This window comes from Paenibacillus chungangensis (genome assembly GCF_042675905.1).
Classification (GTDB): domain Bacteria; phylum Bacillota; class Bacilli; order Paenibacillales; family Paenibacillaceae; genus Pristimantibacillus; species Pristimantibacillus chungangensis.
The window spans coordinates 52,494-75,463 of sequence record NZ_JBHTJZ010000022.1 but is presented as its reverse complement, the minus strand read 5'-3'; the positions used below and the strand labels follow the sequence as shown (position 1 = coordinate 75,463).

Below are 22,970 nucleotides of genomic sequence, written 5' to 3'. Positions count from 1 at the left end.
ATGTTTGTAACGCATACTGCATTTCGAATATTCTATTATGAGATTCGGCCCATGCAGCGGATATTTACTGAAATTAGCGAGATCGGCTCTAAGACGCCGGACACACCTATGAATCTAAATAATATGTTCTTGAGCTTGCCGGATCAAAGCAAATACAAGCTTCAGTGGGCTCGTTATTATGAGCGAGCTTCCCAGAAGGAAGTGGATGAGAAAATTCGCATTGAGCCTTATCTTGGTCAAGATGTGTTATTATATCATACCGGTTATCGTTCAATTATGGATATTGTAGGCGGAATTTGTGTCAGCGTCGGTGTTCTCGGAACGTTCATTGGATTATCAGTTGGTCTTGCCGACTTGAATACGGAAAATCCCGATCAGATACGTTCGGGAATTACGGTATTAATTGGAGGGATGCGAGTTGCCTTCTATACATCAGTAGCGGGTGTCGTTTTTTCGCTGCTGTGGATGTTCTACGATCGTATGATTAGCCGCAAGCTAGAGGATCAACTCGATAAACATACGGAGCGTTTGGATTTTCTATTAAATACAGATGATGAAGAGCTGTTCTTGAACCGATTGGAGAAGATTACGAGGACTCAGAATGATCACTTGAAGACCGTGCTTACGGATGCGCTTGAGCGAGTGATGTCGCCCGTTGTTACACATCTGCATCAGTCTAATCAGCTTATGGAGAAGCAGATTCAACAACAGCAGGCCAGCAGCACGGACATTACAACCCGAATCATTGACGAAGTGACTGGCGGGACACAAGAGACGCTGCAACAGTTCGGCGACTTGATCCAGAATACGCATCAGATGCAATCAGGTATGATGAACACCATGGAGCAAGTCATGACGGGCTTCCATGAATCAGAGAAGAAACAAACAGAAACTGCTGAGCAGACACAACGGATGTTCGCGGTGGTTGAACGGATGATTGGAGAGATGGAGCACGCACAGTCTCATTATTCGGCTACATCGGCTAATATGAGTGAGCTTAGCAAGACCATCCAGATGTTACAACAGCAATCGCTGGATCAAATGCCGTTACAGCAATCGGTACTGGAGAATAATCAACAGCTTGCAGAGAAATATGAACGAATCTCTGCAGACTTCGCAAGCTTCCAGAAGTCTATGGATGATGGTCACACGATATTGCTTGAAAACTTGGTGCAATTCACTTCTAAGCTGACAAATCAATATGAACAGATGACTAGTCAATTCGGCAAATCGCTTGATACACAGGTTCAAGCATTAAGAGATTCAGAGATCATGCTAAGACAATTGCAAGAACTTTCTCGCGAGGTTACGCCTCAAATGAATGCAATTATCGATAACATGGGAGAACTGAGCCACGGGTTGAGGGAGATGCAAGTCATTCAATCGGAGCTGTTGCCGGAGATGTCGAAGATGAATATGCATACACAAGAATCAGTGACGCAAACTTTGGCGGCATCCAAAAGTTATGCAGAGCAGATGGAACAGCAATCGAGGCTACTGAAGGAACAATGGGAGCATTCTGGTGAACAGTTTACGAAAACGAGGGAGTCACTTGACCTGTCATTGAGAAACTTTGCAGATAATATTGATTCAGGATTGACGAAAACGTATCAGCACTTCGATGAGACGTTAAAGAATGCGGTTAAAGGAGTAGCTGAGCTCGTCGAAGAATTGAGCGACCATCATGAGGATTTAATTGATGAATTTGGAAAACTGACAGAGAATATTGTAAAAACGCGTAAAGAAGTGAACGTGCAATGAAGTCGCGTAAACGAGAACAACCCAATTACTGGATGTCATACGCGGATCTGATGAGTGCGTCCCTGATGGTGTTCGTACTGCTGTTGTCACTTGTTATTTATGACTTTCGAGAATACGAGGCACAGAAGCAGATGGAATTGGAAGCACAAGAGCAAGAGATCGCTGAGAAGGAAGATATCATTCGGCAACAGTTGGAAGACATCATCGGCGTCAAATCATTAATTATTCAAGAATTAACGGAAGCATTCAAGGAATCCGGGTTGAATATCGAAATCGATCAAAGCACAGGTGCAATTCGTTTTCCTGGAAAAATTTTGTTTGCAACGAATTCGACTGAACTTTCTGATGAAGGTGAGCAGTTTTTGCGTGAATTTGTGCCTAAGTATTTGAAGATTCTTATGGATGATCGATTTCGTAGCGAAATTGCGAATATCTTGATTGAGGGTCATACAGATAATGTGGGTACTTATATGTCCAACATGGATTTATCGCAAGGACGCGCATATTCGGTATTCAAGTTCATATATAGTGATGAACTTGTTGATTTCCGCGAGAAGGAGCTGGCACAACAATTTATTACAGTCAATGGTAAGAGCTACTCCCAGCCTCTGAACGATGAAGCGGGTCACTATAATCCTGAACGTTCGCGGCGAGTAGAGTTTCTATTCCGCTTGAAGGACGAAGAATCGATTAAAGAACTGGAGAATCTGGTGAACGCGTCATGAAATATGAATATCATCCATTCCAGCTGCAGACTTTTGTGAGAGAATTTCATAGAATGCATCGTACAACAGGTAGTTTTGACGAAGGTACTGTGCCGGCCAATAAATTAACGGAGCTTAAGCGAAAATTCGAATTGATCTATCCCTTGGGGCCAGATGAATTCTCTGAGTTTACCGCAGATCTGTCTGCTAAAGATGAGAAGTTGGTCATTTACCTCTATCATGCAACTATGACACCGGAGTGGAAATCTACGATAAAGGCACACTTGTTAACATCTAGTCAGCGAAATAAGAGATTGTTCCGTTCTTCGCTAGATATCATGTATGATACCGATGACAGTCAGATTCTGTGGGATGTTATTCAAGCGGGCTACAAGCAGCATCAGGAACGATTGGAGAAGCGTATAGAACCGTCGGATAGGATAAGATGGCGAAAGTTCGTACTTGCCGATGATCCTGTAGATCACTTGAATGATCAAATTCGCCAATCTGAATCTTCCATGGTGGATACAGCAGAAACGTATCTCTTGAAAGAATATCATGCCTTCTTCAAGCGACTGTTCTTCGAGGTTGTAATGAAGGCGGATGAGTCCTTCTTCTTGAAGGAGAAAACGCTATTCGAGAAGATATTCCAACGAGAATCGAACCACATGCAGCAGTTTCTTGCGCATCACTGTATTCGAAATTGCCCGAACTTGGATCGGGTTCGCGATATCGGCTATATCATATATGATGTGATGTCTTCCGATCGTCAAAATCCGATGTTATGGAGAGAGGTTGGGGACGAAGAGAAAGAACGATTCGCAGATTGGATCTTCGGCAAGCAATTGGACGATTTCTTTAATCAGGTCAGTTCATCATCGGAGCGGGCGGCCTATTGGCGTAAATTTGCCCCTATGCTTCGAGATATGGAGGTAACGGATAACAAGACTACGATCATTATGTACTTTGAACGGCATGTCATCATTGAAGTATTGACGGTTGGAGCTGTGTATATCTATGAGAGAGAAGTGTTTAATCAACACTTCCAACAGAAGATTGATCATATGCGCGAAGAACGTGAACGGCTTAAACATACGATATGGGGGCCTCAAGAGGTCAAACGAGAGAAATTGCTCAATAAGGACTTAATTGTTACACGTAATGGCAGTCAAGGCTGGTTAAGACATTATAGCGACTGGCAGTCGGTATTCGATAGATGGCTTCGCGACAATCTGGGATGGGAGGTGAGTGAGCATGTTCTTCAGCAGAAGAAGAGAACAAGGCATTAGAGTAAAACATAACCTTCAGCAGTCAGGTGTTGGTTTTACTTTCTTGGCTCATCATGGGTCTAAAGCGCAGGTTATTTCTATCCCAATGGAACGAGAAGCTTTGGATACTTACTGTAGATGGTCAGGGTTTTCATCCTATGTTGCCTGGGAGGAACTCTATGAACAGCAATTTGTAAAGGAAGGCATACTTTCATTTGATCATATCTATCGCCTCCTGCAAGACGAGGATGCCACCGAGATACTGAAGGAACTTGGAATTCCTGATGAATCATTGACGGTGACCGGAATATTACGTCTGGAATCGATGCCTCTACAAGCGGAATTGAACATATCTTTATATGATTCCAATGGCAGGAACCTAGACCGTGTGGGATTAAGAAGAGGGGCGATGTACGATATAAGTGATCAGTTATACTTACTTCCAGAGCGTGTGTATCGCCTCCTGCAAGCTCTGGAGGCCGAATATGAACATGGTTACCAAAAAATCGGTATTTGCCAAAAGCTTGCCGAAGAAGCGGGTATTCAATTAGAGCGTTTCCTTGAAAATGAGGATTACAGAGTGATTGATTCTTACGAACCGGATATCCTGGTTCATGCACCTGATCACTTGGAGGTTATCATTCGGGGGAATGATAAAGAAGAGTCAGAGGTGTTACAAGGAAACAAGGCTTATACCAGCTTTGGAGAGGGTACTCTTCGAAGGCGCTACGTGAAGACGAAGCGAGTCACAGACGATCTGACTGCGCTTAGAAAGAAGTCTCATATTCGAGGGGAAGAAGTTCCGGTATTTCTTCAAAATCCATCGGCAGTCTTAGAAGACCATACCTTCTCATTCGATCTGGAGGAGTTCTCAGAACGTGTTAAAGGTATTGTGCCCATTCAACGAATTCGCCCCCAGTATAATCAAGGTACTGGCTTGCAATGGGTGGACGAAACTAATGGTGAACCCGTTGAGATTACGGAAGAAGAGAAGAAAGAGTTGAGAGAGGTGCTTGCTAAGGAACCAACCAGCACGTTTGTCCAGACGACCAAGCCCCACCCTCGTTGGGTGTTTGTGACTAAACACTTAAAGGATGAATTATTCGGAAAATCATCGGAACAACTTGTGCAGCACCATAAGTCCCAATACAGACTTGATATTCATAATAATGAAGATGAGCTTGAATTTAAAATCAACGAACAAAGAGATGGACAAGATGCGCAAGTACCAATACCACCTACATTGAATGGCGATCTCTTCGATCATCAAGTACATGGCTATCGTTGGTTAATAAAATTGAGCTCTGAGCGGCAAGGCGGGCTGCTAGCGGATGATATGGGGCTTGGGAAGACTCTTCAAGTAATTGCTTACTTATTGTATCAACATGAGCAAGGTCTGCTTGGTCCGACAATGATTGTAACACCAATCGCATTGATCGAGAACTGGATTCAAGAAATTGAGAAGTTTGCCCCAACCATGAGGAAGGAAGTTTATGTCCATCGCGGCAGCCAACGGTTACGTGATGACCAGTTGCTGTCATCTTTCGGGATTATTATAACAAGTTATGATACCTTAAAGCTCGATCAAATGATACTTGGGAAAATCAAGTTCAGAAATATTGTTTGCGATGAAGCGCAAAATGCCAAATCACACGCTAGCCAGCGCTCTCATGCACTACGGGCTATGCAAGCCAACTTTCGGTTAGCGATGACGGGAACGCCTGTCGAGAATTCCTTGGAAGAATTATGGTCCATCATGGACTATGTTCAGCCGGGTTATCTGGGATCATTAAGAGAATTCCGGAAGCGTTATATAGAGACATCTGATTATGATTCTCTGGTTGATACGTTGAAGCCGCATTATCTCCGCAGGACGAAGGAGGAAGTGTTGAAGGATCGACTTCCACGTAAGGTTGTTCATGAGCCGATAACTGTAGAAGCGTCGGTTGAACAGAAGCAACTTGCGACTACAATGGTTGCTTCGATAGCGAATAATAAGCTCGAGATTTTGAATGTGTTGGGGCGCTTGAGACAACTGTATGGTCATCCAGGTGCAGTCTACCCTCCCTATGAAGAATTAGAATCGAGTCGAGTCCCCAAGTTAGCACATTTATTCACAATATTGGATTCTGCCAGAGAGCGTGGAGAGAAGGTGCTTGTTTTCACCGAATTCCGGCGAATTCAGTATCTATTGAAGCGGGCAATCATGCAGCGTTATGGAGTTCGAGTTCCGATTATCAGCGGGGAGACATCGAACAGGCAGGCAGTGGTATTGGAATTCAATCAAAGCATAGACTTTGGTGTCATGATTTTATCGCAGAAGGCTGCAGGTGTAGGTCTAACCATTACGAGCGCCAATCATGTTATACATTACACACGTTGGTGGAACCCGGCTGTCGAGAATCAGGCGACGGACCGGGCATATCGTATCGGTCAAACGAAAGATGTCTATGTCCATCATATGATCACGACCGATGCACAGAATTTTCCGAATGGCACGGTAGAACAACTCATGCATCAGTTACTTATATTGAAGAGTGATTTAGCACAGAACGTGTTGGTACCGTTCCAAAGCAAGGAGATCGAAGAAGTATTGGCGGAGATGGTGGCTTCTTCGAGGGGGTGAGCAAGTGTAAGTTAGTAGGCCATAGCTTGTGTGGAGCGTGGGCTGGAAGCAGCAGCATTACTCAGATAGCCAAGAAAAAACCGTCGAGCAGCAACTATGCTCGACGGTTAATGGTGATGCTACGTATTACGCTTCGCTCTCCTCAGTTGAAGTACAATGCCGCCGCCGATTAAGGCGACCCCTAACAAGTAAAGCAGCAAGTAGCTGTTCTCACCTGTTTGTGGAAGCTTTTCAACATCTGGAGTCTCGTCGACATTGCCTAACGGGATTTCAGCTACGTCGATTTCAAAAACAATTTCCGATTCTTCACCGTCTTTATCCTTTACGACAATGGTGAAGGAGTCTTCTCCTACATAATCTGGATCTGGTTCATACTCCCACTTACCGTCAGGTGTCACAGTTACGTTACCGTTTTTAGGCGGATCCTTAAGGTCTGTCGTTCCACCTGGAGGAACATCAATATCGCCTCTAACAGGCTTGTCTTTCTCTGTCTCTTCCTTCACAACTGGAGGAGTAGGAGACGGCGTTGGTTCAACCGTAGGCTCCGGAGTCGTCTCAGGAGTTGGTTCAACCGTAGGCTCCGGAGTTATCTCAGGAGTTGGTTCAACCGTAGGTTCCGGAGTTATCTCAGGAGTTGGCTCAACCGTAGGCTCCGGAGACGGGCTCAGCGTCGGCGCTGGAGTCGGGCTCAGCGTCGGCGCTGGAGTCGGACTCGGGCTTGGGCTCGGACTCGGGCTTGGGCTCGGGCTTGGGCTTGGGCTCGGGCTTGGGCTCGGGCTTGGGCTCGGGCTTGGGCTCGGGCTCGGGCTTGGGCTTGGGCTTGGGCTCGGGCTCGGGCTCGGAGACGGGCTCGGGCTCGGGCTTGGGCTCGGGCTCGGAGACGGGCTCGGACTCGGAGACGGGCTCGGACTCGGCGTCGGAACAACGATTTTCTGGTTCTCCACCTTAATCTCTTTTGTCGTAGTAGAGTTAATCTTCACTTCAACTTCCCCGGTCCCAATATAGGAATAACCGCTAGGTGCATCGGTTTCTTTTAACGTATACGTACCGTAAGGAAGATTATTAAATACGATTTCACCGTTTGAATCCGTCGTAGCTGTCATAGGGACAAATCCACTATTGGTATTATGCGTCAATTGGAACGTCGCGCCTGGCAGTAGAATGTCGGGATCGGTTATCGCAGATTTTTCCTCAATCTTCTTTACATGGATGCTTCCGCGATAGATGCCGCCAGTGCCTGTGCCGCCGGACAATTGCACCACGATATTCGTGTTGTTCTGGTTCTCCTTCATGGCTACATCAGTGCCAATAAAGGAAGCTTTATTATCAATGATGTTATTGTGCACTGCATCAATGACCGATTGATACTCCAGCAAGTATGGGCGTGAAATCTCTTGTTTGAACGACAGAATAAACAATTCGTCCCCGATATTGCTTGCAGCTGCTAGTTCAGTCATCAATTCCTGCACTTTAGCCGGAGTGAAATGCACATCCAACTTGTCCTCAAGAGCCGGATCGCTGACTTCGATGAATGCAAGCTCATACAAGTTGGATGTCGGTTGGATAAGCGCGCCTTTGGTCACATTGCCGTTGGCCTGCACAATCGTCTCGAACAGCTTGAACGATTCTTTGATGAGAATTTGCTTGTCGCTAGGCACATCGAGAATTTTGGCGTTCTTTACAGTCGATTGTCCGCGATTGACATAGATGCTCCAGTCCGCCAGATAAGCGTCGGAGTCGTTCTGCTCGCCATCCTTATAGACGTATTCTCCTGCTGCAGGAATGGTTACGCTCTTGGTCAAGTCGACCGGAGCGAAGCCGTCAGCCTCCAGAACAGCTGTATTGGGAATTGTGACATCATTAATGAGCGCATTTTCGAGCTCGGTTTTAAAGGAAATGTGATAAGGTTTGTCAATTGTGCCTGGGAATGTGATTTTCAATTCATTCCCGTTGCTGCTATCCGGAAGTTGAACCGTATAGTCCGCGCCTTCCGTTAGTAGGCTTCCAGGCTGGGTGCTGCCATTGGCGTTCACGGTCATTTCGTTAACTTCGATCGAGCCAGGCACGATCTGCTGTACGGAAGTCAACGGATCGGTAACAACAGTGTTCGTCATCGTTTTGCTGTTGTAGTTGATGCCAATGTTCCATGTAATTTGCTTCTCTTTCGCATCGTAGCTGCCGTTTTTGAAGCCGTTATTTTTCACTTCTTGACGTGGATTGAACTCTGACGACATAGGTGGTGTTGTGAGCAGTGTACCGCCAGACGTCCAACTCCACGTCAGAGCGCCTTCGTTGTCGAAGTCAAAATTCGGCGCATAGGCATGGTCCTCGTAATCGAACGATGTCGTGTACTTGATGACGTAGGAGTGATTGCCATCCGGGAAGTCAATCGTAAAGCCTTCCGTTGTATCCGTAACTCCATCTGGTTTATAGGTTAAGGTATAGACGGAAGTTCCTACAGTTGTGCCATCTTGTTGGATAACCATAGATCCTGGCACTAATTTCAGTACGTCGGACGCGAACGTATCTTCATACACGACATCGTACATGTCATAATTGTTTTGGTTCAATTTAACAGTCCAATCGATTGTCCGTGCGGCGTAGTCGGCATTGGAATGCGATTTGCTTATGAATTGCTGGCTCAGTGTCCATTCGGCAAGCTTATCTTTGCCTTCAGAATACACCGAGTTTGTTACGGTGTCATTTTCCACAATATAAGAGCCCTGTTTGGCTTTTGTTTTGTATACGATTTTGTAGGCTGAACTGGAGCCCAGTCCCGGATCGAACGTCAGCACAAAACCTTCGCGTCCGCTGTCTGAATGAGGAATCAGTGTGTAGTCCGACCCTTCTGTCAGCTCACTTCCAGGCGTAATATTGTCATCATTTACATCGACAGGATGTACCTTCAGCGTGCCCGGTACCAATTCCAGTCTGCCATCGAACAGGTCAGTCAGCGATTTGCCTGCAACGGGCTGCTCGCCGTAGTTGTATTTGATTTCCCAGGTAATAAGGTGATCGCTTAAAGCATTGTAATTAATTGCCTTTTTTCTTTCAAGCAATTCACCGCGCTGTTGGTTTACCGTTTTGCTTGCAGTGAGAGTTGTCATAGTATCGCCTGAAAGCTGAGCTTCATTAGTGAAGCTTGGCTTGTCGAAATCCGTAATGTCCGTGTCAAAGGTAAGGCGGTAAGCGGATTGGATATCGCCCAGATCAACCTTCAGTTCATAATCCGATGCAACCGGATGCGTGACTTGGTATTGTGCCGGATCGACAAGATTTCCAACAGTTGCTGTGCCGTCCAAGCCAACATTCAGCTTATGCACTTGCAGTGAACCGTTCAGGAATTCTAGACCATCCGGAATGACATCTGTGACAACCGCATTTGTAATATCGAGCAAATTTTTGTTTACATCGATCGTCCAGGTGTATTTGCTCGGATTCATCGCTTTATCGCCAATGCCGTCTTTGGACATCGGTCCGGATACTTTCGGATTCAGCTTAATGACAAGCGGGTCTCCGATACTGAAGTCAATAGGCACTTCGGTACGATTGCTTGCGCTGGCTTCTGTGAAGAACGTCCAGAATTGCATCGTGCCCTGAACAGGCTGGCCTTCTATCTGTTCGTTGAACGTCATAGTTACCATGCCTGTCGTCTTATCCAGATCGAATGTGCCGACAGGACCGCTCTCGCCATCCAATGGACTGTCGGTTATATTATTGAACATTTCCATCTCGGGAGGAAGTTGGAAGACGAATGTATCTCCTGCTCCATAGCCGTGGTTTTCGGGTAGCTTCCACTCATAATTCAGCAGCAGAATATCATCTTCTCCGAAATCCAGTCGGATATCGGGATCGACGTAGCTGACCGTATTATATACGGATTCGTAGACGGATGCGATGACCGTATCCGGAACGTCTTGCGTCGTCAGCTCCATGCCAGTCAGAATGTTCGCGGTTATCGTCCCTGTTGAAGACGCATGAACCGATTTCCCCATGCCGGAATAGCTGACATATTGAAAAATAAGCAATAATGACAGCAGAGCCGCTAGTGCTTTTTTCTTCATCTGTAATAAATCCTCCAATCCAATCATTTACTTTCAAAAAGTGCCGTGTACGAGTGAGTCTCATCCTGTTTGTCTTATTTGGCTCTCACCCTCCTATTCCATTTCTCATAGCATTTTAATGGCCGCAGGAAATTTTATCATATGAAACTATCACGAATCTGAACAAGCGTCTGAACAGACAAAAAAGTGGGAAGGAAACGAAAGTTACTGGTAAAGAATTGCAAGCCATGGTGCATTGGAGGGAGGGGAAAGTAGCTGAATTGGAGGTAGGAGCTCAGTCCGGCAGGAAGCCGGACTGGCTAATATAGAGATTTTCTCGAGGGAATAGTTGGAGCAGTTGATTGTACAATGCGAGGTAAGCCTGCTGGTTATACCAGTTTTGAAGACCGAGTTTCTCATAGATTCCATGAATGCCTAGCTGCTCAGTTCGATTGCCGCCGCTGCCGTCTCCCATGAAGTAATCGTCGATACAGACCCGATCGGCCGCAGCGTGAAGCACCTCCGGGAAATTGTTGCTATAGGGAAGCATGGGGGCGACGGTCGCCTGCACAGGAATACCGCGATCGGCCAGCTCCTTTAAAGCACGAAGTCGTGCTGCAATAGGCGGCGCATATGGCGAGAAGGCTCGGCGTATGTCGTCGCGGTCAGTCTCTACCGTCATGCTGACGCGCACCCGTCCTTCCAGTTGAAGCAACACATCCGCATCACGCGTCACAAGCGGGCTTCTCGTCTGCAGGAACAGGAAGTCTGGAGGCTCCTCGACCATCGTCTCCAGCAGAGAACGGGTTATTCCCTCCCGATATTCGGCGGGCTGATAAGGATCGGTGCTGGAGGACATAAAGATGGTCACAGGTCCCTTCTTACGCTCTCGAAGGAGCTCTTTTCGCAGCAGCTCCGCGGCATTCTGCTTCACATCTACCCATGTCCCCCATTCCTCCTTCCGGAACAAGGCGACGGGCATACGGCGAACATAGCAATATGAACAACCGAAGGAGCAGCCCATGTAAGGGTTGAGCGTGTGGCTATAGCCGTCCAGGAAGCCGCTGCCTCTGTTAAGGAGCGATTTGGACGATTTGTGTTGTAGATTGACGGCCATCATTGTCATCTCCTTTCATTATTGCAGTGCACGTGTATCGGTATGCCGGGCAACTGTTACTCGCTTTTCCTTTATCGTACTCCAGTAGATACTAATAAGAATATGAAGAAGAAGGGGAAGCAGCAGAAGTCTACATGGATTTTGTACAGTTATGGAACGCGCGTTATGAGATCAGGGTTACACCAACTGGAAAAAGTACAGCTATTTTTGTGGATTTGGAGCATATACACCATTATCGCACAATATAGCTGCTATAAATCCATTTGAACTCACCAAACTGGTATAACATGGAGAATTAACGACTATAAATCCATTCCAAGTCATATCTTCCTTTGTCTGAGCCTGGATACACTTAACATGTACGAGATGGAAGCATCACTCATTGGCGCATACCGGTTCATTATGCCGCGTATGCGGCTGCGAGCTCTTTCGGCATGGCGACGGAGCACGCTTTGACCTACGCTTCCGCGGCGGCGGCGCTGACCGTGACGGCTGCAGGCGCGCAGTCATCCATTCCGGAGAAGCCGCAGGTAGAGCAATTTCTGTTGCAGCAAGTTTAACGGACATTCTCCACACGATAAGGCCCTCAACGCCGAGGTTTGTAGGGGAAATCGTTACTACTTAGGTCCATTTGGTACGAGGCACGCTTGGGGGGCTATGTGACTAAAATGAGCGATCGCACACGATTCCCACATCTTTTCCGAGTCTATGTGGCCATTTTGAGCGATAGCTCCTACTTTTCGGCGGAATGAGGCACACTTGGCGGGCTATGTGACTAAAATGAGTGATCGCACACATTTTTCTCTATTTTTCCGAGCCTATGTGATCATTTTGAGCGATAACCGCTTACTTACTTAGTAGTACCTAAGTAGAAACGAAAAATCGTACAAGTTGCGGGAACATATGAAGCCCGCATCTTCCATCAGGAGGATGCGGGCTTGCTCACGTGCGTAAAGATCACGGCAATTCAAGCATAAGACTAACTTTCCATAAACTGCTGCCGCAAGCACTTACGGCAGATTAAGTCTTCTCCTCCCGTTCCTTCCTTTCCTTCCGCTCCTTCAGCGAACCCAAGCTCGCCCCTTCCGGGACGGATACGTGATGCGCCTTGGAGACGCCAATGCGCTGCGAGGAGTAGATGCCGGTATGGCCGGAGAACAGGTAGCTGATGATGCAAGCGATGAACAGATAGACGGCCGCATCCGAGCCGAACAGCTCAACTCCCATGATGAAGCAGGCGATCGGCGTATTCGTCGCGCCACAGAAGACGGCTACGAATCCCAGCGCCGCAAGGAATGGCGCATATAAGCCGAGGAATTCCGCCAGGGAATGACCGAGCGTGGCGCCGATCGCGAACAGAGGCGTAACTTCGCCGCCCTGGAAGCCGGCGCCCAGCGTCAAGGCGGTGAAGAGCAGCTTCCACAGAAAGGCGAGCGGGTCTACTTCTTCCTCGAACGAGGATTGAATAAGCGGAAGGCCTAGCCCCAAGTAATCTCTGGTGCCGACGATGAAGACGAGCCCTATGACGATCAGCCCGCCAACCGCGCTCCTGATCATCGGATTGCTGAAGAAGTAGCTGTACCACCTCTTGCAGACGGCGGTCAGCTCGCTGAACAGGAGGCTCGTCAGTCCGAACAGGATCGATGCCAGCACAATCTTGGCAATCAGCAGAAAAGACAAGTCCGGCACGGCCCCGATCTCGTAATGAGCATGGGGCACCTTCCATAGATAGGTTGTAACGGCATTGCCGACGAAGCTGGCGACGAATGCAGGGAACAACGCCTCGTGCCGGATGAGGCCGATCGCGAGCACTTCCAGACCGAATACAGTACCGGCAAGCGGTGTGCCGAAGACAGAGCCGAAGCCGGCGCTAATGCCGCATATAAGCAGTATTTTGCGTTCCACTGGGCCGATCCGCAGCAGCTTGCCGAGCCATTCCGACAAGCTGCCGCCCATCTGCACAGCTGTGCCTTCCCGTCCGGCAGAACCGCCGAACAGATGGGTGAGGAGCGTGCCGAACAGCACTAGCGGAGCCATGCGAAGCGGGATCGTTTCCTTCCCGTCATGAATGCTCTCCAGAATGAGATTGTTGCCCTTGGCGCTGTTCTTCCCCGCTTTGAAGTAGAGGTAGCTGACTAACGCACCGCCCAGAGGCAGGAGGTACAGCAGCCAGGGATGGTTCATGCGCGCATGCGTTGCGGCCTCAAGAGCGATTAAAAAAATCGCAGATGCCGACCCTGCCAGCATACCGACGACCGCCCCCAGCAAAGTCCATTTCAGAAAGAGAACCCACATGTCTCTATGCATCAGAAGACCGGCTGTTTTTGTCGCCACACCGGCAATGCTACGTTTTTCCTTTTCACTTCCATGATCGCTTTTCAATGCATTTTCCCCGTTCCTGCTTTTATGTTCCGCTCATTGTCTGCCGACCGTCGACCTCATCCAATGTTGGCGTCAATTAATCGGCGAAGCCAGCACGCTCTTGCGGTACTGGCTTGGGCTAATGCCCTCCACTTGGCGGAAAGCTCTGCTGAGCTGGCTCTGATCCTCATAGCCGATTCGCTCCGCAATTTCGCGAAGAGTTAGTTCATTGTTCATCAGCAAAATTTTCGCTTGCTCTAATCTCATCGTGCGGACAAGCTCCATCGGCGATGTTCCCAACACTTCGGAGAAGAGATGGCAGAGCTGACTTGTACTGATATGGACATGTTCCGCCAGCTCCTGCAGCCGCAGCGGCTTGTCCAACCGGTCGCGAACGTAATCGCACACTTGCATGACGCGTTGATCGAAGCGAAGCGGCTCATCGGGCAGCTTGTCGCGCAGTACAGTCAACCAATGCTGTACCCAGCGGAAGATCAATCCTTGCAATTCCATATAATGAATCGTTATATCGGTATGCAGCAAATACGTGTTTTTTCCCTTCCCCTCGTCTGACGCCGTCTTCTTGTTGACGAGCTCGCCGAACCGGTCGAATGTATCCACAAGCGCCAGCCATTCTCGCTTCCAACGTTCCACGCCATCTGTAGGATCCAGTCTCCAATAAGTTGGCAGTCCATATAACGGGAGCAGATCCATATTGCCGATTTTCAAATCTGCGCAAAATGATAAATAGTGGATGCGTTCTCCGGTATGCCGAGGGATAAGACCGAATTGCGTATTGGGCGGGCACATGATCAGATCGCCTGGCTCGGCCCAGTGCCTCTGCCCGTTGATTTCCACTTGAAGCCTGCCCTCTAGGACGAACCATATGAGCGTATAGGGAATGCGAATGCGGTCGAAAGCAAAGGAAGCCGATTTGTCCATATTGCGGATCCAGTTGATCCGCATGCGCAGATGATCGATATGGAAGGTGTCGCCAAGAATAAACAAGGAACCTTCTCCTTTCGATTCTCAAGATGGGCATTCGATACAGACTGGTCGATAAGTCAAAAATACCGAAAGCGCTGCCATGGTGTTGACCTAACTTCGCGTGATACGATGGGGGCATTCCAACCAGTGATAAATAACACACAATAAAGGAGCGTCACCATGTCAAAACCTAATATGATTTATATTATAACGGATGACCTCGGTTATGGCGACTTGAGCTGTTATGGCGCAACACAATTCCAGACGCCTAATCTTGATAAATTAGCGGAGCAAGGACGATTGTATCGCGATGCCCATGCTTCCTCCGCTGTCTGTACGCCTTCCCGGTACGGTGTCATGACGGGACGCTATTGCTGGAGAGGCAAAATACAGAGCGGCGTACTGCATGGACACGACGGCACGCTGATGGAAGAGGGCCGCATGACGGTGCCTTCCTATCTGAGGGACAACGGTTATGTGACAGCCTGCATCGGGAAGTGGCATCTGGGTATGGATTGGGAGCGCATCGGCCCTGCCGTCAGCGATGTGGATTACAGCAAGCCGATTCAGAACGGGCCGTTGTCGTTCGGCTTCGATTATTACTACGGCATTTCCGCTTCGCTGGACATGCCGCCGTATTGCTTCATTGAGAATGACCGTACGGTAGGCATTCCGAGCGAGCCGAAGGACCCTGAAGACTTCAGCCAGCGCGGGCGCGGTGGGCTGATGGTCCCGGGCTGGCGCGATGAGGACGTTCATCCTGTTCTGGCGGGAAAGGCTCTGCAGTTCATCGCAGAATCAAGTGGCGGAGATCGTCCCTTCTTCCTGTACTTGCCATTGACGGGACCTCATACCCCGTGGTCTCCAAGCGAAGCGTTCAAAGGCAAGAGCGGCATCGGTCCAAGAGCCGACCTGATTCTGGAAATTGACGACACGATCGGTCAGATGATGAAGCTGCTGGAGGAGAGAGGGATTGCGGACAACACGATTATCGCCTTCACCAGCGATAACGGTGCGGACCCTTTCCGCGAGGAGATCACGGTGCACGGTCACGACCCGTCGGGAGGGCTGAGAGGCCAGAAGGCGGACATATGGGAAGGCGGCCACCGGGTACCTCTCATCGTCAGCTGGCCGGCTAAGGTGAGGCCGGGCACGATTAGCGATGAACTGGTCTGCCTGACGGACTGGCTGGCCACCTGCGCGTCGATTATCGGCGTTCCGTTGCCGGATGACGCCGGCGAGGACAGCATTGACATGCTGCCCGACCTCACTGCTGAAGAGGGAACTAGACCAATCAGGGAGTCTGTTATTCTTCAGGCTTATGACGGCATGCTGGGCCTTCGTAAGGGTGACTGGAAATATGTAAGAGGTGCAGGGGGGGGCGGCTTCGACCAAAGCAAGCGGACGATTATCGGCATTCCTCATACGAGCGACCGCGAGATTCTTCCCGGCGATCCGGCAGAGCAGTTGTACCGCATGTCCAGCGACCGCAGCGAAAGCTCCAATGTCAGTATGGAGCAGCCACAGCTGATCAGCGAGCTGCGTGGGGAACTGGAGACAATGATTGAAGCGGGAAGAACGCGAGCGAAGTCGGGCGAGCAGTTGTCATGAAGAGGGAGGATATGAACCGGCAACTGTCAGGGAGGAGACCGAACATCGTCTTTATTATCGCGGATGATCATCAACACGATGCGATACATGCGCTGGGCAATCAAGCGGTTCAGACTCCTTCGCTTGATCGATTGGCGGCAAGCGGCACCGTATTTCGGAATACGAATATTAACGGCGGTACAAGCGGCGCGGTATGTGCCCCTTGCCGAGCCTGCGTCCATACCGGCAATCCGTACTTTCAGGCGACAGTAAGCGGTACATTACAAGATGATATGAACAATATCACGATGCGGCCCGAGAACGCATTGCTGCCTGCCGTGATGCGGGAACACGGTTATCGGACTTTTGCCACTGGCAAATGGCACAATGACTTTGCCAGCTTTAACCGATGCTTTCAGGGCGGTGAGAACATCTTCTTCGGAGGAATGAGCGATCATGATCAAGTGCCTGTGCATGATTATGATCCGGAGGGCCATTATACTCCGGAGCAACGGCAAGTGAAAGCCGGCTTCTCTTCGGAGCTCTTCACCGAAAGCGCAATCGCATTCATCGAAGAGGAGAAAGAGGACGAGCCGTTCTTTCTCTATGTCGCCTATACGGCTCCGCATGATCCGAGGACCCCTCCGGCGCCCTATGATAGCATGTACGATCCGGATGAAATCACCCTTCCTGACAACTTTCTGCCGGAGCATCCGTTCGATCACGGGGCAAGAGATATTCGAGGGGAATACTTGGCGGCGCAGCCTCGCCAACCGGAAGAAATACGCCGGCATATTGCCGACTATTACGGCATGATTACTCATATGGATGCGCAGATCGGCAGGTTGATGACGGCGCTGGAGAAGAACGGACAGGCGGATAATACCATCATTGTATACACCTCCGATCACGGTCTGGCTCTCGGTCGACATGGGCTGATGGCGAAGCAATGCATGTACGAACATAGTATACGGGTTCCGTGGATGATGAAGGGACCGGGCATAGAAGCCGGACTGCAGCTGGACGATTTATGCTATCAGTTCGATATTTTCCCGACGCTGTGCGAATCGGTTGGCTTGCAGGTGCCGGATTCGGTGCGGGGAATCAGCCACTATTCCGTTATGCGGGATCGGGGACGTACGCAGCCGATAAGAGGAACAGTCTATTCCCTCTATAGAGATGTACAGCGGGGGATAAAGGATGAGCGATGGAAGCTTATCCTCTACCGGAAGTCTCCGGTGACAGGACAAGGATGCCGGGAGACGCAGCTTTTCGATCTGCTTCATGATCCCTGTGAGATGAATAATTTGGCGGGGGACCATCAATATGCGTATCGCATCGCACGATTGCACGAACAGTTGCGCAGCACGATGAATGCATTTGAAGATCCTTACAGGCACTTATTTCAATAGAAAGGCAGGTTAGCAATGAATCAAGCAGTGCGTCGTTCCAGAATATCAACCGTGTTGAAGAAGTGGCAGCTTTACCTTTTCCTCACGCCGGCTGTGCTTTATTTCATCGTGTTTCATTACTTGCCGATGTATGGCGTTCAGATTGCGTTCAAAAAGTTTCGTCCTGTTGATGGCATTACGGGAAGTCCCTGGGTTGGATTCGACCATTTTGAGCGTTTTTTTCAATCCTACTATTTTTGGGACCTGCTATGGAATACGCTCAGCATCAGCTTGTATGAGCTTGCCGTCGGATTCCCTCTACCTATCCTGTTGGCGCTTGTGTTCAATGAAATCAAGGACGGGCTGTTCAAACGGGGCGTGCAAACGGTTACGTACGCGCCACACTTTATTTCAGTTGTGGTTATGGCGGGTGTAGTCATCACGTTTTTATCCCCCACTACGGGAATCATTAATCATATTTTAACTTTTCTAGGTTTTCCGGCCACGGACTTTCTAGGAGAGCCGGGCTGGTTCAAGACGATATTCGTCATGAGCGGCGTCTGGCAGAATACAGGCTGGGGCACCATCATTTATTTGGCAGCGCTATCTGCGGTCGATCCGCATCTGCATGAAGCCGCTGTCATGGACGGAGCGAGCCGTGTAAAGCGTGTATGGCATATTAATATTCCAACCATCATACCGACAATGACGATCTTGCTTATATTGAACATTGGCTCTTTCCTGAGCGTGGGCTTCGAGAAAATTCTGTTGCTCCAAAATGCGCTCAATATGGAGAGCTCGGACGTCATCTCGACCTTCGTCTATCGATCCGGTCTGGTTGACGCGCAATACAGCTTTTCAACCGCTGTTGGCCTGTTCAATTCCATCGTCAATGTCATTCTGCTCGTCAGCGTCAACAGTATTGTCCGTCGAATAAACAACAGCAATAGCTTATGGTAAGGGAGGTTAACGTTGAGGCATGACCATTAGGATTAAAGAAACGAAGAGCGACCGGTTGTTTGTCCTTAGCTGCTATTTATATTTGCTAGTAGCGCTTGTTATCGTCATCTATCCTTTAATTTATATTATCAGCGCTTCCGTTAGCGATCCGAAGTATGTCGGTTCCGGAGAAATGTGGCTCTATCCCATGGGCATTACCTTTGACGGCTATAGCAGAGTATTGCAAAACGAAGAGATTTGGGGCGGCTACTCCAATACGATTCTATATACGGTAGTCGGTACGCTGGTCAATTTGGCTGTCACACTTCCGGCGGCATATGCGTTGAGCAGGCAGGACTTGGCGGGACGCGGCTTGGTTATGGGACTGATCCTGTTCACCATGTTTTTCTCCGGGGGACTGGTTCCGACTTATTTACTAGTGAAGGATTTGCATATGATTGACACCATGTGGGCGCTTATCCTTCCGTCGGCCGCTACAGTATGGAATATTATCGTATCTCGAACATTTTTCCAATCCACCATTCCACGGGAGCTTCAAGAGGCTTCGGAAATTGACGGGTGCTCTGATTTCAAGCTGTTTATTTCCATTGTGTTGCCGTTATCGGCTCCTATCATTACCGTGATGGCCCTCTTCTACGGCATTACGCACTGGAACAGCTATTTCAGCGCGCTGATCTACTTGAACGATGCGGATAAATTCCCGCTTCAGATGGTGTTGCGAAAAATTCTGGTGCTTCAGGAATTATCGGCAGAGTCCATGGGAATCGGTGTCTCCGGTGATTCGGCAGCAGCGATGGATAAGAAAGCGGAGATCGCTTCGCTCATGAAATACTCCGTCATCATTGTATCTACTTTACCGGTTGTCATCATTTATCCGTTCCTGCAACGCTTCTTCGTGCAGGGCGTCATGATTGGATCGGTGAAAGGCTAGTTGTATAGCAGGAGACGCCAGTATTGTTAAGTCGAGATCATACCCGTCTCGCATCAGATACGGATTATGATATATGCACATCTATAGAATAAGAGGAGTTGAGCAACTTGAAAAAATTATCGGGGGTTTTGTTATCTACAGCTCTAACGGCATCATTGCTGGCCGGATGCAGCGACTCTGGCAATGGAAATGCCGATCAAGCAGGCGGCAATGCAGACAACCAGTCCGGTCAAGGAACCGTTGAAAACTTCAACGAAACCGGCTTTCCCATCGTGAACGAGAAGGTAAAGCTTACATTGATGGGACAAGATGTAGGCATGGCGAAGTGGGAAGAGATGGCAGCATTCAAGCAAATGGAAGAAATGACGGGGATTGCATTGGAATTCCGCAACTCGCCTACCGACAGCTTTGAGACGAAGAAAAATCTGGTGTTCTCCAGCGGCGAGTATCCCGACATCTTCTATGGCGCCAATATCACGCTGGCGGAAGAAGTGAATTATGGCTCGCAAGGGATTCTCATTCCGTTAGAGGAACTCATTGACAAGTACGCGCCGAATATTAAAAAGCTGCTGGATGAAAATCCGCACATCCGCAAGTCCATTACAACACCGGACGGCCATATCTATTCTCTCCCATCCATAAATCTCGAGCATTTGTGGATTACCAATCCGATCTGGTATAACGGGCACTACCTGAACGCGCTGAATATGGAGACGCCTCAAACGCTGGACGAGTTGTATACGTACTTGAAGCGTGTGAAGGAAGAGGACCCGAACGGCAACGGTCAAGCCGATGAGATTCCGTTAACATCGACCAAGCTTGACGATATTCGCGGCTGGCTGCTCGGTACATGGGGCGTATATTACGAGAAGGACAAGGAGTATTATGCGGACGATGAAGGCAAGGTCCACTTTGTGCCGACGCAACCGGGTTATAGGGAATACTTGGCTTTTATGAACAAGCTGTGGACCGAGGGGCTTCTGGATCAGGAGACGTTCACGCAGACGAATCAGCAACGCCAGGCGAAAGGCAAGCAGAATCAATTGGGCATGTTCAGAGCGTACGCTGCCAGCTTCGTGATGGGAGGAGATGAGCCCAATAGCGACCATCCATTGTATCAACCTGTGCAGAGCGACTTCGTAGAGAAGCCTGTATTCAATCGCAGTTCCGGGATATCTACAGGCGCATTCGCCATAACGGACAGCAATCCTGCTCCTGAAGCGACGATGAGATGGATCGACTATCAGTATTCCTATGAAGGCGCTAAGCTCTTCTCCATCGGTCCTGAAGGAACGCTGTGGCAATATGCGGACAAGGAAAGCAAGAAGAAGGAATGGCTGGAAGTGCCGGGAGACATGAAGCGCGAAGACTACCGTGCGACGCTGACTCCGAACTTCGGTATTGTCGTTCCAACAGTCAAGATGGAAGAGATTAACTCCGGATTAGAGTCGGGATATGACGATTGGGTGAAGGAACAGAACGAGAAGTTGCTTGAGCCGATTGCCAGAATTGGCTATCCTATTGTATATTTGCATGAGAACGAGCAAGAAGAAGTGACTACTCTTATGTCGGATATTCGCACATATGTTACGCAGATGGAAGCGAAGTTCGTCACCGGACAGGAACCACTGGACAAGTGGGACGATTATGTCGGTACGTTGAAGAAGATGGGCGCCGACCGTATTGAGGAAATCTATCAGGAAGCCTATGACCGCTGGAACCAAAATAAATAGTTAGCATCTGCGCTGCGCGCAGGGGGACGGACGCTTGCAGAACATCTCTGCAAGCGTTTCACCCTATTCCAAGACGAAATGCGGGGGAGTACAATGTCAAATGTGGAATCGGTTCACACAGGACGCAAGCCCAACGTCGTATTTATAATTGCGGACGATCACCGGGAGGAGTCGCTCGGGGCATCCGGCAATGCCATCGTCCGGACGCCGGTACTGGATGGTCTTGCGGCGGAAGGGACGGCTTTCAGCAATACGCATATATTCGGCGGTCTGACGGGAGCGGTCTGTGCGCCAAGCCGGGCGTGCGTCAACTCGGGCAAGTCCATCTTCAATGCGATGATTGGCAAGGATGTCATGTCCTGGGAGCATGCCATTACCATCCGCTCTGATGTGAAGCTGATGCCACAGGCAATGCGGGAAGCGGGTTATCGCACGCATGCCGTCGGCAAGTGGCATAATGACAAGCCAAGCTTCGCCCGATCGTTCGACGGAGGGGACAAGCTGTTCTTCCATGGTATGAGCGATCACACAGAAGTGCCGGTGCAAGATTTCGATCCGACAGGGCAGTATCCGCCGGAACGGGAGTATATGGAGCATACGTTCTCTACGGAGCTATTCACGAACGCCGCGGTGGATTTCATCGCACAATATGAGGAGAAGGAGCCATTCTATCTCTATGTAGCCTATACGGCCCCTCATGATCCCAGAACGGCTCCGGAAGCTTACCGCAGCATGTATAAGGAAGAGGATATCCCGCTGCCGGCGAACTTCATGGAGCAGCATCCCTTCGATACGGGCGATATGACCGTAAGGGACGAAGGACTGGCCGGTCTACCGCGCGAAGCGGGGGAGATACGCCGTCATATCGCCGACTATTATGCAATGATTACTCATCTTGACGCCGAGATCGGAAGAGTGGTCGAAGCGCTCAAGGTCAAAGGCATCTATGACGATACGATCATTGTCTATACGGCGGATCATGGCTTGTCGGTCGGTCAGCACGGCTTGATGGGCAAGCAGAACGTATATGAGCATAGCGTGCGGATCCCGTTCATCTTGCGAGGCCCTTCGGTTCCTGCAGGTGGACGCCAGGCTGCTCCGGTAAGCAACATCGATATATTCCCGACGCTCGCTTCCTTGTGCCAGATCCCTCTTCCTAACGAAGTGGAGGGCGTCAGCATGTTGCCTGTGCTCAAGGGAGAGACAGACAGAGTGCGTCATGTCGTCTGCTCCGCTTACAGGGATGTGCAGCGGATGGCGACGGATGGCCGCTGGAAGCTGATCCGCACTTATTATTCACCTGCTACGAAGACAGGTGTAGATCGTATCCAGCTGTTCGATCTGCAGAACGATTCTTGGGAGACGGCAGATCTGTTCGACGACCCGCAGCATCATGAAGTGCTGCTTCAGCTTGCCGGCGAGCTGAAGAAGTGGATGCATGAATACAGCGACATCTTGATAGAGACGCCGGTATTGCCGACCAGCGAAGGCTAAGACG

The 22,970-nt window shown here is 49.3% G+C and carries 15 protein-coding genes; 11 read left to right on the top strand and 4 right to left on the bottom strand.

Annotation, left to right across the window (positions count from 1 at the left end; genetic code table 11):
* Positions 1-51: 51 nt before the first annotated feature.
* The 4 genes from ACFQ2I_RS14410 (at position 52) to ACFQ2I_RS14395 (ending at position 6,359) form a co-directional block, all read left to right on the top strand.
* The gene (locus ACFQ2I_RS14410; protein WP_377565159.1) at positions 52-1,761 is read left to right on the top strand and encodes a MotA/TolQ/ExbB proton channel family protein; all 1,710 of its coding nucleotides are present in this window, start codon (positions 52-54) and stop codon (positions 1,759-1,761) included.
* Between the two features lie 131 nt (positions 1,762-1,892).
* Positions 1,893-2,486 carry an OmpA family protein gene (locus ACFQ2I_RS14405; protein ID WP_377565157.1) on the top strand — a complete coding sequence of 198 codons (594 nt, stop codon included), beginning with the start codon at positions 1,893-1,895 and terminating at the stop codon, positions 2,484-2,486.
* A 53-nt stretch (positions 2,487-2,539) separates the two neighbouring features.
* Complete coding sequence (locus ACFQ2I_RS14400; protein WP_377565155.1) at positions 2,540-3,754, top strand: hypothetical protein; 1,215 nt, start codon at positions 2,540-2,542, stop codon at positions 3,752-3,754.
* A complete protein-coding gene (locus tag ACFQ2I_RS14395; protein WP_377565153.1) occupies positions 3,720-6,359 on the top strand; it encodes a DEAD/DEAH box helicase in 2,640 nt (879 codons plus the stop codon). Before ACFQ2I_RS14400 ends, ACFQ2I_RS14395 begins: the two co-directional genes overlap by 35 nt.
* A 119-nt stretch (positions 6,360-6,478) precedes the next feature.
* On the opposite strand, the gene ACFQ2I_RS14390 is transcribed toward ACFQ2I_RS14395, so the two are convergent.
* The gene (locus ACFQ2I_RS14390; protein WP_377565151.1) at positions 6,479-10,423 is read right to left on the bottom strand and encodes a collagen binding domain-containing protein; all 3,945 of its coding nucleotides are present in this window, start codon (positions 10,421-10,423) and stop codon (positions 6,479-6,481) included.
* A gap of 274 nt (positions 10,424-10,697) precedes the next feature.
* Positions 10,698-11,519: an SPL family radical SAM protein gene (locus ACFQ2I_RS14385; RefSeq protein WP_377565149.1), complete on the bottom strand. Its 822-nt coding sequence runs from the start codon at positions 11,517-11,519 to the stop codon at positions 10,698-10,700.
* A 434-nt stretch (positions 11,520-11,953) separates the two neighbouring features.
* On the opposite strand from ACFQ2I_RS14385, the gene ACFQ2I_RS14380 reads away from it, so the two are divergent.
* Positions 11,954-12,079 carry a hypothetical protein gene (locus ACFQ2I_RS14380; protein ID WP_377565147.1) on the top strand — a complete coding sequence of 42 codons (126 nt, stop codon included), beginning with the start codon at positions 11,954-11,956 and terminating at the stop codon, positions 12,077-12,079.
* A 460-nt stretch (positions 12,080-12,539) separates the two neighbouring features.
* Here the strand turns inward: ACFQ2I_RS14380 and ACFQ2I_RS14375 are convergent, their stop codons facing one another.
* Complete coding sequence (locus ACFQ2I_RS14375; RefSeq protein ID WP_377565216.1) at positions 12,540-13,826, bottom strand: voltage-gated chloride channel family protein; 1,287 nt, start codon at positions 13,824-13,826, stop codon at positions 12,540-12,542.
* Positions 13,827-13,973: 147 nt separating this feature from the next.
* A complete protein-coding gene (locus ACFQ2I_RS14370; RefSeq protein ID WP_377565145.1) occupies positions 13,974-14,888 on the bottom strand; it encodes an AraC family transcriptional regulator in 915 nt (304 codons plus the stop codon).
* Positions 14,889-15,047: 159 nt separating this feature from the next.
* On the opposite strand from ACFQ2I_RS14370, the gene ACFQ2I_RS14365 reads away from it, so the two are divergent.
* The 6 genes from ACFQ2I_RS14365 (at position 15,048) to ACFQ2I_RS14340 (ending at position 22,966) form a co-directional block, all read left to right on the top strand.
* Entirely contained in the window at positions 15,048-16,478 is a 1,431-nt protein-coding gene (locus ACFQ2I_RS14365) for a sulfatase family protein (protein ID WP_377565143.1), read from the top strand.
* An 11-nt stretch (positions 16,479-16,489) separates the two neighbouring features.
* On the top strand, positions 16,490-17,869 hold the full coding sequence (locus ACFQ2I_RS14360; RefSeq protein WP_377565141.1) for a sulfatase-like hydrolase/transferase: 1,380 nt from the start codon (positions 16,490-16,492) through the stop codon (positions 17,867-17,869).
* Positions 17,870-17,884: 15 nt separating this feature from the next.
* Positions 17,885-18,808: an ABC transporter permease gene (locus tag ACFQ2I_RS14355; protein WP_377565139.1), complete on the top strand. Its 924-nt coding sequence runs from the start codon at positions 17,885-17,887 to the stop codon at positions 18,806-18,808.
* A 19-nt stretch (positions 18,809-18,827) separates the two neighbouring features.
* Positions 18,828-19,739, top strand: coding sequence for a carbohydrate ABC transporter permease (locus ACFQ2I_RS14350; RefSeq protein WP_377565137.1), 912 nt, complete (start codon positions 18,828-18,830; stop codon positions 19,737-19,739).
* 107 nt (positions 19,740-19,846) lie between these two features.
* Complete coding sequence (locus tag ACFQ2I_RS14345) at positions 19,847-21,472, top strand: ABC transporter substrate-binding protein (protein ID WP_377565135.1); 1,626 nt, start codon at positions 19,847-19,849, stop codon at positions 21,470-21,472.
* Between the two features lie 93 nt (positions 21,473-21,565).
* Positions 21,566-22,966, top strand: coding sequence for a sulfatase-like hydrolase/transferase (locus ACFQ2I_RS14340; RefSeq protein ID WP_377565133.1), 1,401 nt, complete (start codon positions 21,566-21,568; stop codon positions 22,964-22,966).
* The last annotated feature ends 4 nt before the right edge of the window (positions 22,967-22,970 follow it).